The following is a 13,939-nucleotide window of genomic DNA, read 5'->3' on the forward strand; positions in this document are numbered from 1 at the left end:
TTTCTTGGGAATCCTGGAGGCATTATGAGTGAATCTTTAATTTTTCAGCGACTCAAAAACCTGAAGCGTTTTTCTGACTTGTGTCCTGTACGTGCATATGACGAATCCAATCATTTGTTTATGTGCGACAACAAATATGTTGGTTTCGGATTTGTTTGTCGTCCCTTAAGCGGGACAACCGGCAAGGAGATGACTAACCTTCAAACGTTGCTGTCTTCCAACTTCCCCGCCAAAACTATCGTTCAGTTTGACCTGGTTGCAAGCCCAAACATCGTACAGAAAATTAACCGGATGGACGTATTGCGTATGGATTGCCGGGACGCAATCCTGCGTAACGCAATTTATAACCGCTCTAAATTCCTTTTGAAAAGCACCGAAACGCCGATGAAGCGAACCGGGACTCGCGTCCGAAATTGTGTGCTTCTCATTACAGTAAAAATTCCGATCAAATATAACTATGAAATGCGTGAAGAAAAATTCAATCACGTTAACGAGCTGCGGAATGTGTTCGAAACGACGCTGAGCATCACTGGTTTGTGTCCCGGTGCATTGACGCGTGAAAGTTACATCGATGTTCTGAGCTCCATTTGCAACCAGGGTGAAAGCGCCTCCTGGAGAGACCGGACGCCGGTACAGCCACAAGAAGACAAGTACATTTCAGAACAGTTAGTCGACCACGATCGCATGTTTTTCATTAAGAAAGACTATTGCGGTTTTGGTGATCCGACAGATTCCGAGCTTCGTGGAGAAGCACCTACACCGACAACGTTTGTGAAAACATTGAGTGCGCGAAAATTCCCGAAAAGATTCTTTCCCGGGCAAGCGCAATACTTTCTCGGCGATATGATGAGTGGTGTTACTGGAATTAAATCATCCTGCATCATCTCAATGAGCCTGATTTTCTTTGATCAGCAAAGTGAAAAAACTAAATTCACCTCGAAACGTAACTGGGTTGTTCAGCAAACCAGTGGCCCATTAATTAAGTGGGTTCCATCACTCATAAACTTGCGTGAGGGCTTCGATCTTCTTAGCGAAAAAGTTGATAACAACGACCCAATTTGCAAAGCCAAATTTACGGTATCAATCTTCTCTAACTCAAAAGATGGCGTGTTACGCGCTGCTCAGGAAGCTGCAAGTTATCTGAACACCTATCAGTTTAAGATGATCCCAGATACCTACTATGTTGCGCCAATTTTCCTGTCAGCTCTGCCAATGTTTAACGAAGCATCAGCAGAAAAGTCCATTGGCCGATATCGAACAATGGCACTCAGTGAAGCGATGGTACTTTCACCTCTCTATGCAGATTGGCAAGGTACAGACAAACCCGCCTTAATGCTGACATCGCGCTCTGGCCAGATCCAATCACTGGACTTGTTTGATTCTGATACTAACTATAACGCCTGTATCGCAGCTGAGTCGGGGTCGGGTAAGTCATTCCTGACAAACTACATTATCACCGCCTACAGAAGCCTCGGGGCTAAAGTCTGGTGTATTGATGTAGGTGACTCGTACAAAAATATCTGTGAGACCTACCAGGGCGATTATCTCGACTTCAATCCCAAAACCAGGCCATGTCTTAACTTCTTCGAACTGATCGAAGACTATTTCGGTGAGTCTGAAGATGATGACTCCAGTGGCGGTGAAGAAGATCTGATCATCGGATTGTTATCGGTGATGGCAGCTCCTAAAGAAGGTCTGAATTCATTCGAAGAGTCTCGACTTAAACAACATGTAGCTGATCTTGTCCGTGTACACAAGAAGCTGACCACCGTTGATATGGTTGCTGATTCACTGCTGAAAGATGAAGATAAAGACATTAAACGTATTGGCCATCAGCTCTATCCGTTCACGAGTGCGGGCCAGTACGGGAAGTACTTTGTTGGTAAGAACAATATCGACTTCAAAAATCCGTTCACTGTACTTGAACTTTCCCGACTGGAAAGTTCAGAACACCTTAAACAGGTTGTCCTCCTTCAGCTGATTTATCAAATCCAGCAGGACATGTTCATGGGCGACCGTAGCCAGATGAAGCTGGTCATTATCGATGAGGCCTGGGCATTGTTATCAGGAAATATCGGGGCGTTCATCGAGAAAGGTTATCGCCGGTTCCGTAAATATAACGGAGCTGCAATTACCATCACCCAGTCTATCAACGATATTTACAAAGATAGTATCGGGAAATCGATCGCAGATAACTCAGCCTTTATGCTCTTGCTGGGGCAAAGTGAATCCGCAGTGAACGAAGCTGAAGCAAATAAACGTCTGGCGCTGGACGAGGCTGGTTACCGGTTCCTTAAAACCGTTCGTTCCACGAAAGGTGTCTACTCAGAAATCTTTGTCATTTCTAAAGCGGGCCAGGGTATTTGCAGACTTGTGGTTGACCCATTCAGCTTACTTCTCTATTCGACTGACCCGAAAGACGTTGCCGCGATCAAAGACAGAAAGTCCCGGGGGATCAATACCGAAGAGGCTATCAACGAAATTCTGGTTGAGCGGGGGTTAGCCGCATGATTAAAACCGCTGCAATTGCGCTGCTTTTTGGTTTCATCGGAGCCGCCCTTTTTGGGCGGTTATTCCCACCAGCCTCGCCCTATGACTATGTTGCAGTCATCAACTTTATGGACGATAAAGGTCAACCGTTAGGTGAAGCCCAGTCAAGGCTGGTATTAGCCCGCGCTGAGAAACTGTCAGAGGCGGGGTATCTTGTGCTCAATGCCTCAGCCCTTTATAGCTACCCTACGGGGCTCAAGATCCCCCAGACCATCAACACTCAGCAATAGCGGTGGGCGAATGAATACACCCAAATCAGTATGGAGCTTAATATTTCGTAAAAAGCGAAGCTGGAGGCAACATATTGTTTTCAGCATCGTTGTTATTTTCTTAACCGCACCGCTGACGCTATACGTGCTTAACCGGTATGAGATTGGTATCGATCCACAAAATAACCAATGTCTTCCTCCGTACCGAATATATCTCGTCGATAAAATGGACAAATCAATCGTCAAAGGGAAAATTTACGCCTTTCATTCTGAGCTAATGCAACCATATGGCAAAGGGCTGAAAATTGTTGATGGCATTGCGGGAGACACAGTCTCCGTTGATCCCGAAGAGACTGCAATTAACGGCTCTATGGTCGGTGAGGGACTGGCATTAGCAGCAGAATCTGGCCATACCGAACAGGAGCTAACGCGTAGTGGTGTCGTACCGAATGGTCGCCTGTGGATGATGGGGCGCACCAGATACAGTTTTGATTCCAGGTACTGGGGATCATTAGACGAGTCACAAATTATAGGCCGAGCGTATCCATTATGGTAAAAAAAACACCTTTTCGACTTTCGATATTGGCATTTGTAACCGCTGTTGTTTTCACTCCAGTCTGGGCCGAAAACACTGGTATCTATTTAAGTGATCTGCCGTCAAGACCGGTATCCAACTTAGATAATATTCCGACAAGACCGGCTAATAACTACTCAGTCACTGACATTCAAAAAGCTAAGCGTCAATTATCTGCAACTGAAATGAAAGATATTGACAGTCTCATAAAAGCGGCTCGTGATAATCAAAATGCCACTGCCGACCGCGCTACTGACACGGTTAAAGATAATCGAAAAATGATGGGTGAAATGCCCGAGTATAAAAATACAGATGAACTAGTCGATGATGCGGTAAGAGGAGCGTTAGCAAAGTCTGATATGACTAACGAGAAACAAAATAAGCCAGCCGGTGATTTTATTTATATTCTCGTCTCCGCGTCTCTCAGCGATGCTGAAATCACCGACATTCTCAAGTTATACGATGGACGCACGGATATCGCTCTGGTTGTCCAGGGGGCAAAAGATAAAAAGAACCTGCTTGATGAACTTACCCACTGGCAGAAACTTTCCTTCGACTCCAAGTCTTCTCTGGCCGTAAACCTCGATCCAACTGTATTCAAAAACTACAACGTTAGTTCTGTACCGACCATTATCCATGAAAAAGATGGTGAGCTGGTGGCCAGGGTGACAGGCATCTATGACATCGCGTACCTGAAAGACAAGACCGGCGACCTTGGTGTGGCCGGGCCCGCTGTTGGGGTCGTAGAGAAGAACCTTATTGATGAACTACAGGAGAGTGTCGCTAAACTCGATTTTGATGGCATGAAGAAAAAGGCCATTGATAACTACTGGCCCCGCCAGGTTTTCCAGGAATTCCCGGAAGCGACAAAGCGAGCTACCAGAACCATCGATCCGACGGTCATTATCCCTCAAAACATTACTTCACCTAACGGCGATATCGTTGCAAAACGGGGGCGATTTAACCCGCTAACTGTGATGCCATTTACCATCAAGCTAATCTTTTTCGATGCACGTGAAGAATGGCAACGCCAGTTCGCCAGGTATCAGTTTGAACATACACCAGCCTCCCTCACGCCAATACTGGTCACGACAAACGTGTATGGTGATGGCTGGCAGACCTTCCGTGACACCAAGAAAGAATACGGTGACTTCGCAAGGCTATACATGATTCAGCCAGGCATGGCCGAACATTATGGTTTGATAAACGTGCCCAGCGTTGTGACAGCCGACAGTAAGCGATTCATTAATGATGAATATTCACGCAAAGATTTTGAGGAGCTGAAATGAAAAAAATTCTCTCAGTTCTGAAATCACCCAAGACCCTGGTGCTCGCATGTCTGGCTTTTACTATGCCGGTTTTTGCGGCTGACGTTTCATCACCCGTACAGAACAAGGTCTGTCATGATAACCAAGTCTTATCAGCGAAACTCATTACGGATGTTTGCTGGAACTGTATTTTCCCGATAAAGCTTGCCGGTATTAATCTGTCGATGACAGGTACTGCACCTGACAATGCAGCATCAGGGACAGTATGTGCCTGTAAGGATGGATTGAACGTCTATCACCCGGGTGTATTGACCGCGATGTGGGAACCGAGAAAGCTCATCGAGTTAACGAGAACACCCGGGTGCATGTCATCCCTAGGAGGGGTAACACTCGACCTTGGTAATGATTTGCAGTTTGGCCCGCAGACCGATGGAGCAGCCGAGGAACAGCGGGAGCGTTTCTCAATAAGTTTCTACAACGCACATATGTATGCTATGCCGTTATTAAGAATGTTGGATATGTATCTACCCGGTCAATGTAATGCCGACCCATACAGCGATTTTGATATCATTAATTTCACGGAGATTGACCCGACCTGGAATAATACGATGCTGGCATTCTTCCAGAACCCGGAATCAGCAGCTGTGGCTAACGTGATAGCAATGCAGGCTTGCGCCGGTGAAGCAGCGGCACAATTTGCAGGTAAACAGCCAATAGACTCACTTTGGTGGTGTGCCGGTTCCTGGGGTGGGCAGTATCCTTTAACTGGATCGGTACGGAGTATGGATGCCCCCAGAACAACCAGCCTGGTCGGGATCCGTATGCTGGCCGCAGAACATCGTCGTGGACTGGCCTACCGTTCGATGGGAAACGATACTGTTTGTCGCTCCAAGATTTACCCAACGTTGCCAAAGCAACAGTACAAATTGAATATGTTCTACCCTACCCCGGAGACAAAAAACAGTCATGAGGTCGGTGAGTCCCCATACCAATGGCAAGGTGGGCCTTTCCGTTATCCAACCGGTAAAGGCCAGGACAGCACCTACATGATTTTCCAGTGGGTAGATTGTTGCCGCACAATGTAATAAAAAAACCCTGCAATGCAGGGTTTTTAATTTCTGTTTTTCGTTGAATTAAGCCTGCCGTTTAATGGCCTCATTCTGATCATCATTCGCTTCATTACTGGCATCCTGCAACACCTTTGTTTCCTGGTCTACCTGGGTAGGTTCTGTCTCAGTGCTTCCAGCCAATTCTTTTTCAGCGGCCCGGCCATTGGCCTGATTAAGCTCATCAGCAGATGCCTGCGCGTGACGTTTGAGTGATGCTGCCAGATCACGAATGAGATTATGAAGACGAGACTTAAACTCCTCGACCTCATCCTGATTAAAACAGTTATTTAACCAGAGGGTATCGATGATCTGGTGCAATTTATCAAAGTTCTGAATAATGCGGATAACCCGCAGCGCTTGCGGCGTTCTGATGCGAACCTCATGTTCTTTTGGATGGGTATACCCGACTTCATTGAGGCTGCTGCGTTCTTCTTCTTCTTTTACCGCACGGTTCAGAATAGCAATGTTATTTTCCAGTTCTTTCTCAGGCATGTCGATTACTTCGTTAACCGCCTTCAGTGTACGTTCAATCGCACCACTGTATTTAGTGCCAAGCCGTTCAAGGGCTCGGCTGTTATTGGTCAGATTGAAGAGAGCCTGGGAGATAATGTTAAAATTACGGGACTGTACCCGAATACCTTCCTGGGTGTGAAGAGTAAATTTCACGACAGCTTCAGGATTGGAATATTCGACACGAGAGTTAGGGGTTCGGTTATCCTGAGCCCCACTCTTTTTAGCTTGTTTTACGGTTTGTACCGGTGCTTTAGCCATAACAGAACCTCGGAGTTAATTTGTATGCCAATTGATTAGGCCAAAACTCAGGATAGTTGTCATTGAAAAATGGCTGCAATATGACCATGAAAAACCGACTTGAAAAATTAAACCAATATGCTTAAATGAATAAGAACCGAGCTGACGGACATCAGCACAACTTCCTAGTTAATTTCGCGCTCAACCAGCGCCCACCGGATGACCTCCTCCCGGGTTAACTACGCCTTCTACAGGCCCGAGCATCTCTGATGTGTTTAGGTTAAACCTGACATGTCTCTTTGCTTACCCAAACGGGTATTTTGGTTCTCAATCCCAAACAAAAAAAATTGTTAATCCTTTTAACTCCAGCGAATCAACAGATGTGCAGTTTTGTGTACATCCGTTTAGTTTACCTTTTAGGTAGCTAAATTTTCGCATTCTAAATTTATAGGTGATCTATGTCTGACCCAATCTCATTAATGGCAGGTATCGTATTTTTTGGTGCTGTGTATTACCGTGCCGAATATATCAGATTCCTTGGCCCAATCTGGCTGGCAATTTTTATAACGGAACGCGGTTTACTGTTCACTGGTCTCGGTTTTGTTACCGCGACTGTATGTGTAGTTGTTGCTTTACTCGTTATTTATAATTCATTCTTTACCAAGTCTGGGAAAAAATCTAATGAAGCAACTAATGGAAACATGGTTGAAGGTGTTTCTCGGGCTGGGTCAAATAATGACAAAGCCAAATATGCAAACCATCGTTTTGAAGGAAAGCTTGTTTACCACGGTCTCGAAAACTGGAAACACGATCCTAATAACGATAAATCGTATTTAGTCACAATACGTAGTGGTGGGAAAGACCATGAAATTTGGGCTGTTGGGCTCAAAAATGCTGTTGAGACTTGTGGAGCACAAGTTGGTGATATTGTTTCAGTCTGGAAAGAGTCTGAAGTAAGAACCGACAAAGCACAAGTGTTTGACGAAAGCGGTAAGGTTACAGGGTATCGTACTCTCCTTAACGAAAAACGTCGCGGCATTTGGGTTATGCAAGTACTCGCCGAAAGCTAAAATATTCTTAATTCAGGCTATAAGCCTTAACTTTTTAATCTTTTAAATATATGAGGTATATTATGACAATTGTCTATGGTAGTAGCATTGAGCCGGGTGGTATGGAACTGGATGATTACACAATGATTGCAGAGTGTGAAAATTGTGGGAAAGACTGCCGACATCGGATTTATGAAGACTGTGTTGCAGGGGCAATAAACCAGAGATTCTCTTATACGTGTAATCACTGCGGTTATCATTCCTGTAACGCTGAAGTATGTGACGTATGCGATAGCATCGAATGCGAAGAACATGCTGGTCGTTATCAGTCTAATATTTTCTTCGAAATGCATGAGCTCATTGAGCTCATGAAAATAGAGGGAGATATACTGGCAATCAGAGCAAAAATCAATGTAGGCGCTCACGACTTTGGAGATCTTTCAAAGTTAGATGATTGCCTGCATAGGCTCACCTTTCCAGGTTACTATGAACGGCGAAATACTGATCTCTATAAAGAGATATCAGATGCTTCAACCGACATGGCAATCCAAACATGGAAGCGTCTGGAACGCTTGTTATGCTAAACCTCCCTATAAAAACCCAGCGAAAGCTGGGTTTTTTTCTTTTCTGGATTGACCAACCAAACGTCGTATCATAATCTTATATCGCGGGCATCCCGCTTAACTTCTTTTAACACTCTTTATTTCGGCAACGCGCCATCCCTGAATGAATAAGTTCATTCGCACGGCTTCCCTACGCCCATAGAATTCGACACACGGTGCATCATGCATCGTGTTTTCTGCGCCGTCGAAAAAGGTGTTTTTCCTCTTGTTGAGGATACAGTGAGTCCAGCACTCTAACTGGATGCTTCACAAATCTTTCTAATTTTTGTGCCTATAGCACTAAATCATTTTAACTTTTTTAATTTAAAAATTTATGAGGTATAAACTATGCAATCCAGAGCAAAGGGTATTGTTGCGATAGAACCTAAATATGTGCCTGCATCTAACAATGCAGATTCATATATTTATTTCCGTTTGCGCTGTGACATGTCCATTAGCGGCAAGTCTCAGACCGAGTTCTATTCGATAAAAGCATTTGGTAAAGTCGCGGATTTTCTACGCGATAATATTCAAATGAATACCGAACTGTATATCGAAGCATTAGCTCGATCATTCCGTTATACAAAACATGGTATTGACCAAATGAGGACTGAGTTTCATGTTTTCATGGCTCGAATCATTCAGACTGGTCAATCAATAGATACCCGTGCAAATGAAACTGTAAAGCCACCATCTACATCAACCGTCACTTCGCTATCCCCTCAAGTAGCGCAAAAACTTAAGGACGATATGAAGTGGCAGAAAATGTCTGATGAAGAGGTAAGAACTGCTTCTGAAAAATGGAGAACAGTATATGCCGAGCAAAAGCAGCTGCACCCTGGAAAAGAGTCTGTATCACCAGACAACAATAAAAATTCAGTAGAGAAGATACCAGAAGCTTCGCCGAAGCTGGATGCTAAGAATAGAGCCGTGCAGACATCACGTCCGCAAGCCGCAACCTCTAAGCACCCTGTCAACATGCAAGCCTGGACAAATCTGCCAGCCGATAATTCGACAGCAGCCGTTATTGTAGCTCGTATGAAACTTAATGAAAAATTAAGCTCCTCCGGGCAAGTAACTTTAACTAACGCATATTCATCAGTTCGCGGTTGATATGACTGGTTGCTGATTCCTCAGCAACCTTCTTCTTTTTTAATCTTATAATTTATTTAATTTAATGAGGTATATATGTACTCAAATAAATCACGTAGTTCTGGTTCATTCTCAAACAACAATAAAGGGAACACCGATATTGTCGTTAAGATAGACAGCATTGCTCGACATATGTTGTCGCTCGAAAAGATGTTTGCATCCGCAGGTTCCAGTTCACCTCACATCTCATTCGAACGTGAATGCGTTTTTGCAAAACATATTGTCAACAATAATAACTACTTGGCTGACATAGCAGTTAATAATCCAAAGTCCTTCGAAACAGCATTCCTTCAGCTTGCAAGTAGCGGCCTTACTCTTGACCCGGCGCAGAAGCAGGCTTACCTGGTTCCACGCGATGGTCGTGTCATTCTTGACGTGTCCTATATTGGGCTCAGCAGGATGGCCACCGATGAAGGTTTATGCGAAGACATTGTGGCTGAATTAGTTTTTGAAAAGGACTCATTTAAAACCAATGGTCGTCGTTCCAGCCCAGACCACGAATTTGACCCCTTTGCTTATAAAGGGGGACTCGTTCTCACAAACACCGATCAGGGTGCTTTAGGAGATCGAGGCATGTTCAGGGGGGCTTATGTCGACTATTTAATGAAGGATGGACGTCATCTGGTATTTTTCATTGACCTTCAGGATTTAGCTCAATCTCGGGCGAAATCCGAATCTTGGGCAAAAGTGGAGAAACGGCAGTATTCACCGTGGACTCAGTTCCCTTGGAAGATGGTGCTCAAGTCAGCTATTAAGCAGACCATACACTTAATTCCTGGTAACCGTACTCGCCTGAGTTCAATGATTGAATATCTGAACACTGCTGGTGGTGAAGGTTTCCGTACAGCAACAATACCCGTCGCAGCTGCTGAAGCTGAAATGGAGGTTAGACAAGAAGCCAGGACGGCTGGTAATACGGATACTACAATCCGAACTGCAAAGTCTGATGATAAAGTTATTGAAGGTGAGTTTAATAAGCTCCCTGAAGAACCTGATTCAACCGAGCAGCAGGACATCAAGAGCAATACACCAACCGATGTTTACGATACGGCTGAGGGAAATACACCTCCAGCTGACGTAAATGGTTCGGCTGATGATATTCTCCCTCCACCCGGAGAAACCAATGGGCAGTCCAATGAAGAAATGTCTGAGCATCCCGGGGTCAGAAAATGGGCTGAACGCAGAATTAAAAAGTTAGTAAGCCGGGCAGAAAAGACGCTTGGATACGAAACTATTTTAAACGATGCAAAAAGCAGTTTCGATCTGAATGAAAGTGAGCTGGCATTCGCTCGCTTATCTTTAGAAAAATCCCGTCGGTCACTTCTCAAAAATCATTTAACTAACGCAGTAGGTAGCTTCGATTTTACTCAAGTACTTAACTTCATCGAAAAAATGGGTAAGGGTGAGTTTAAAACCGACGCGGCCAAATGGGTCGGTGAAGTCCAAGCCGAATCAATGGAAATACACAAGTTATATCTTGAGGCTGTTAATACATCTGATTTTGTGAGGCTCAATGCCGCTCTCAACAATGTGACATTTCCCCCTCTAAAAGAAATGGTAGAAGGTCTTATTGAAGATCTTCTGGCCGCTTAACTTATCCGGCAGGAAACTGCCGGTTTAACTTTCTAAATTTATCTTAAGGTGATCATTATGTCTGACATTTATGAAGTCGTTGATGTTGTGCAGGGCTCAAAGGAATGGCTCGAATGGCGTAAAACTGGTGTGACAGCAACATGCTCCCCTATTCTGTTAGAGGAGGCTGGTGCAACTAAAACGCCCTACGAACTCTATTTGCAATACGCTGGCCTGATTAAGGCAGAAGACCTTTCTGTCATTAAACAGGTTGATGCTGGTAAAAAGCTTGAAGCACTTGCCAGAAGTTACTGCGAAAAAGAGATTGGACAAATCGCCCTGCCTTTCTGTGTAAGGAACAAAAAGTATCCTTACATGATTGCTTCGCTGGATGGGCAGTTCGACGATGGTTCAATCCTTGAGATAAAGAATCTTTGCGAGAGCAAACATCTTTCTATTCTTCAGCTTGAAACCAAATCGCCAGAATTCCGTTATTACTACTGGCAAGTTCAGCACCAGCTGCTGACAACAGGCGCACCCCAGGCGTATCTTGTGTTTTGGTCGGCCACTGACCAGACCAAGGTCTTTAAAATTATGCCTTCGAAGAAAGCGTTTTATCGAGTCCAGGTTGCCTGCGAATACTTCTGGAATAAGGTTCAGACAAAAACAGCTCTACCGTTTGATAAGGAAAAAGATATTTTGCTTATCTCTGACCCTGAAATCATGTCTCAGACACAAGGCTTTAAGCTTCCAGACGACCTCGAAGCTCGTGTGGTAGACATAGCCAGACAAGTTGGAACATTGCAGCAGATGGAGAAAGAGTTGGCTTTAAAGAAAAAGCAGTTCGAAGAATACCAGAACGCGGTCAATTTATTGATCCAGGGTCTAGGTGCTTCTATTGGCTTTTCCTATAACGAGCTGGTTAGAATCGATGGCTTTGGCTTTCGTTTTCTTCAGTCTCGCGTACCGGAAAAACCGAGCTACAAACGAATCTGCGATAAATTATCTATTGACCCCAAACATCATCCAGAATGTTACGGTCAGTCATCGGTACGAAATTCGTTAAGTACCTATGAATATAAATCAACTCTGACTGATACTGTCTACATTCCTTTGGATGACACTTCCGTACTGGTATCTCCTGGTGCAGAAGAGACAGACTCAGCCCAACAATACGTTGTTTTTTAATTATTGAGCCCAGTTTAAAACTGGGCTTTTTTTTTGCTTGACCAATTACACATCCTTTATTATCTTTAAATAGCGGCTTAGTCCGCTTAACTTCAGGCAACTGCCTTTAAACACCTTCTAAATTCGGCGCTCAAGCCACTCCTGAATACCTCCTGGTATTCACAAGGATTTCTTTCGCCTAAACAAATTCGATAGCCTGCGGCTCTCATAAGCGGCAGGCTTTTTTGTCCGTCGAAAAAGGTGTTTTGTTGTCACGTAGACAACAACAAGTGCCTCAGTCACTCCCAAACTGAAACTAGTACCTAACTTCAGCCTTCATGCAAGGCCTAATTCATCTAATTCACTAATCTTTTTAAATGAGGAGTCTGATCATGTTTCTTGTAAATATGACTGCATATCTTGCATCCCCAGAACAACGGGAAATGGGCGTTATTGATGTCGATCAGCAAGTATCACACGCATTACGTGAACTGTTGACCTTTAATACCTGTCCTTCAGAAGATGTTATGACCGATAAAGCTAAAGAATTTGCTGAAATCGCTACATCACTCTGTAATAAATATAAGGCTGATGGTGTACTTGTTTATGCCAAAACCTATTTTATGCCTGTTCTGGTCTCTGCATTGAGAGCCAGAGGCATCGTTTCTTATGTAACGTATGCACCAAAGGTTACCAGTGTTGATAACAGTGGCAGTGTTAGCCGCAATTATAAGCATGTCGATTTAGTACGTGCTGATATTGCTGCATAACATCATTCTTCTTAATTAATTTTTAATTTTTAAATCTATCTAATTTAATGAGGTATATCATGACTACTAATTTCGCAAACCTGTCTGTTGAAATCATGGCGCGCTCTACACCTGTCCACCCTTCTGTATTTGGTATTGTTGTTCCAGATCATCAGATGGATAAAGTTAAACCGTTCCAGGGATTTGACTCAGCCAATCCATTTAGTGCATTCGTGCCTAAACAGAATGACGACTATGTTTTTGAAGCGTATTTGCGTTCATCTGTACTGATGTGGATTAACTATCCACAAAATCAGTCTCTGTGGATCTCTGGCCCAACAGGTTGTGGCAAAACCAGTGTTGTCGAACAAGTAGCAGCAAGACTTAACTGGCCTGTCATGAAAACTACAGCTTCACAAGACCTGGATATTAACAATCTCATTGGCGGTCTCCGGCTTCAGTGTAATGAACTGACCGGTGATACCAAGACTGTTTTTGTTCATGGCCCACTGACGCTGGCGTACAAGTATGGACTGATTTTCCTACTCGATGAGTACGATCAATTAGACCCATCCTGTGCCAATGCCTTTAACGCCATCCTCGAAGGAGGGAATTTAGTTATTCCTGAAACCAACGAGGTAATTAAACAGCACCCGAACTTCAGATTTGTTGCAACGGCTAACTCAATTGGTCAGGGCGATTTTACTGGCGTTTATGGCGGTGTGAAAACATTAAATGTGGCCAACCTTGACCGCTATATGTTTATCACTGCTGACTATATGCCAAAAGAAACCGAGACTAAATTGATTACCAAATATATCCCCGACACCAAAGTCGCGGAGAAATTTGTTGACGTTGCGAATATGATTCGCGGTCTTTTTGTAGGCAAGAATATCACCGGTGAAATTGACACTAGTGTCAATACTAACAGTGCAAAACTCCCGGACGGTGTTCTTCCCGACACTCGTTTATCAGTAACGTGTTCAACTCGTTCGCTGGTGGCCTGGCTTGACCGCTACTCAATGATGAAAGCTGCAAAGATGCCACGTGCATTATTAACAGCTTTCGATTATCAGATTGGTAATCGTGCATCAGCAGATGATAAAAAATCTTTGCATCTCATCGTTGAAGCTGTATTCGGTTCTGAAGCACTTAAATAAAACCCCGCTTGGGGTTTTTTAATTCTTT

General features: G+C 44.0%; 13 protein-coding genes. 12 read left to right on the forward strand and 1 reads right to left on the reverse strand.

What is annotated here, in order from left to right:
- Positions 1-24 precede the first annotated feature (24 nt).
- From traC to HV311_RS26270, 5 genes are read left to right on the forward strand one after another with little or no spacing between them, the layout of a single operon-like run.
- Positions 25-2,511, forward strand: coding sequence for a type IV secretion system protein TraC (gene traC / locus HV311_RS26250; RefSeq protein WP_191221231.1), 2,487 nt, complete (start codon positions 25-27; stop codon positions 2,509-2,511).
- Complete coding sequence (locus HV311_RS26255; protein ID WP_007372231.1) at positions 2,508-2,780, forward strand: hypothetical protein; 273 nt, start codon at positions 2,508-2,510, stop codon at positions 2,778-2,780. Before traC ends, HV311_RS26255 begins: the two co-directional genes overlap by 4 nt.
- A 10-nt stretch (positions 2,781-2,790) precedes the next feature.
- Positions 2,791-3,315 carry a signal peptidase I gene (gene lepB / locus HV311_RS26260; protein WP_007372232.1) on the forward strand — a complete coding sequence of 175 codons (525 nt, stop codon included), beginning with the start codon at positions 2,791-2,793 and terminating at the stop codon, positions 3,313-3,315.
- Complete coding sequence (locus HV311_RS26265; protein ID WP_016241583.1) at positions 3,309-4,622, forward strand: TrbC family F-type conjugative pilus assembly protein; 1,314 nt, start codon at positions 3,309-3,311, stop codon at positions 4,620-4,622. The genes lepB and HV311_RS26265 overlap by 7 nt, the downstream gene beginning before the upstream one ends.
- On the forward strand, positions 4,619-5,686 hold the full coding sequence (locus HV311_RS26270) for a TraU family protein (protein WP_007372234.1): 1,068 nt from the start codon (positions 4,619-4,621) through the stop codon (positions 5,684-5,686). Before HV311_RS26265 ends, HV311_RS26270 begins: the two co-directional genes overlap by 4 nt.
- A gap of 48 nt (positions 5,687-5,734) precedes the next feature.
- Here the strand turns inward: HV311_RS26270 and HV311_RS26275 are convergent, their stop codons facing one another.
- Entirely contained in the window at positions 5,735-6,481 is a 747-nt protein-coding gene (locus HV311_RS26275; RefSeq protein WP_009653890.1) for an AcaB family transcriptional regulator, read from the reverse strand.
- Positions 6,482-6,918: 437 nt separating this feature from the next.
- On the opposite strand from HV311_RS26275, the gene HV311_RS26280 reads away from it, so the two are divergent.
- From HV311_RS26280 to HV311_RS26310, 7 genes are all read left to right on the forward strand, one after another.
- Positions 6,919-7,530: a hypothetical protein gene (locus HV311_RS26280; protein WP_009653893.1), complete on the forward strand. Its 612-nt coding sequence runs from the start codon at positions 6,919-6,921 to the stop codon at positions 7,528-7,530.
- Positions 7,531-7,592: 62 nt separating this feature from the next.
- Positions 7,593-8,093, forward strand: a complete 501-nt coding sequence (locus HV311_RS26285; RefSeq protein ID WP_016241582.1) for a hypothetical protein — start codon at positions 7,593-7,595, stop codon at positions 8,091-8,093.
- A 366-nt stretch (positions 8,094-8,459) separates the two neighbouring features.
- Positions 8,460-9,224, forward strand: coding sequence for a single-stranded DNA-binding protein (locus HV311_RS26290; protein ID WP_016241581.1), 765 nt, complete (start codon positions 8,460-8,462; stop codon positions 9,222-9,224).
- A 75-nt stretch (positions 9,225-9,299) separates the two neighbouring features.
- Positions 9,300-10,856: a recombinase RecT gene (locus HV311_RS26295; RefSeq protein WP_007372238.1), complete on the forward strand. Its 1,557-nt coding sequence runs from the start codon at positions 9,300-9,302 to the stop codon at positions 10,854-10,856.
- 57 nt (positions 10,857-10,913) lie between these two features.
- Complete coding sequence (locus tag HV311_RS26300) at positions 10,914-12,023, forward strand: lambda-exonuclease family protein (RefSeq protein ID WP_007372239.1); 1,110 nt, start codon at positions 10,914-10,916, stop codon at positions 12,021-12,023.
- Positions 12,024-12,394: 371 nt separating this feature from the next.
- Positions 12,395-12,772, forward strand: a complete 378-nt coding sequence (locus HV311_RS26305; RefSeq protein ID WP_007372240.1) for a hypothetical protein — start codon at positions 12,395-12,397, stop codon at positions 12,770-12,772.
- Between the two features lie 59 nt (positions 12,773-12,831).
- Complete coding sequence (locus HV311_RS26310; protein ID WP_007372241.1) at positions 12,832-13,911, forward strand: AAA family ATPase; 1,080 nt, start codon at positions 12,832-12,834, stop codon at positions 13,909-13,911.
- Positions 13,912-13,939 lie beyond the last annotated feature (28 nt).

Source organism: Citrobacter sp. RHBSTW-00881, assembly GCF_013728515.1.
GTDB classification, from domain to species: domain Bacteria; phylum Pseudomonadota; class Gammaproteobacteria; order Enterobacterales; family Enterobacteriaceae; genus Citrobacter; species Citrobacter braakii.

What these genes read in the sequence shown, in the direction of transcription:
- HV311_RS26265 (WP_016241583.1), top strand. Translation starts at nt 3,309, where the DNA reads ATGGTAAAAAAAACACCTTTTCGACTTTCGATATTGGCATTTGTAACC.
- HV311_RS26310 (WP_007372241.1), top strand. Translation starts at nt 12,832, where the DNA reads ATGACTACTAATTTCGCAAACCTGTCTGTTGAAATCATGGCGCGCTCT.
- HV311_RS26275 (WP_009653890.1), bottom strand. Translation starts at nt 6,481, where the DNA reads ATGGCTAAAGCACCGGTACAAACCGTAAAACAAGCTAAAAAGAGTGGG.
- traC (WP_191221231.1), top strand. Translation starts at nt 25, where the DNA reads ATGAGTGAATCTTTAATTTTTCAGCGACTCAAAAACCTGAAGCGTTTT.
- HV311_RS26285 (WP_016241582.1), top strand. Translation starts at nt 7,593, where the DNA reads ATGACAATTGTCTATGGTAGTAGCATTGAGCCGGGTGGTATGGAACTG.
- lepB (WP_007372232.1), top strand. Translation starts at nt 2,791, where the DNA reads ATGAATACACCCAAATCAGTATGGAGCTTAATATTTCGTAAAAAGCGA.
- HV311_RS26255 (WP_007372231.1), top strand. Translation starts at nt 2,508, where the DNA reads ATGATTAAAACCGCTGCAATTGCGCTGCTTTTTGGTTTCATCGGAGCC.
- HV311_RS26295 (WP_007372238.1), top strand. Translation starts at nt 9,300, where the DNA reads ATGTACTCAAATAAATCACGTAGTTCTGGTTCATTCTCAAACAACAAT.
- HV311_RS26300 (WP_007372239.1), top strand. Translation starts at nt 10,914, where the DNA reads ATGTCTGACATTTATGAAGTCGTTGATGTTGTGCAGGGCTCAAAGGAA.
- HV311_RS26270 (WP_007372234.1), top strand. Translation starts at nt 4,619, where the DNA reads ATGAAAAAAATTCTCTCAGTTCTGAAATCACCCAAGACCCTGGTGCTC.
- HV311_RS26280 (WP_009653893.1), top strand. Translation starts at nt 6,919, where the DNA reads ATGTCTGACCCAATCTCATTAATGGCAGGTATCGTATTTTTTGGTGCT.
- HV311_RS26290 (WP_016241581.1), top strand. Translation starts at nt 8,460, where the DNA reads ATGCAATCCAGAGCAAAGGGTATTGTTGCGATAGAACCTAAATATGTG.
- HV311_RS26305 (WP_007372240.1), top strand. Translation starts at nt 12,395, where the DNA reads ATGTTTCTTGTAAATATGACTGCATATCTTGCATCCCCAGAACAACGG.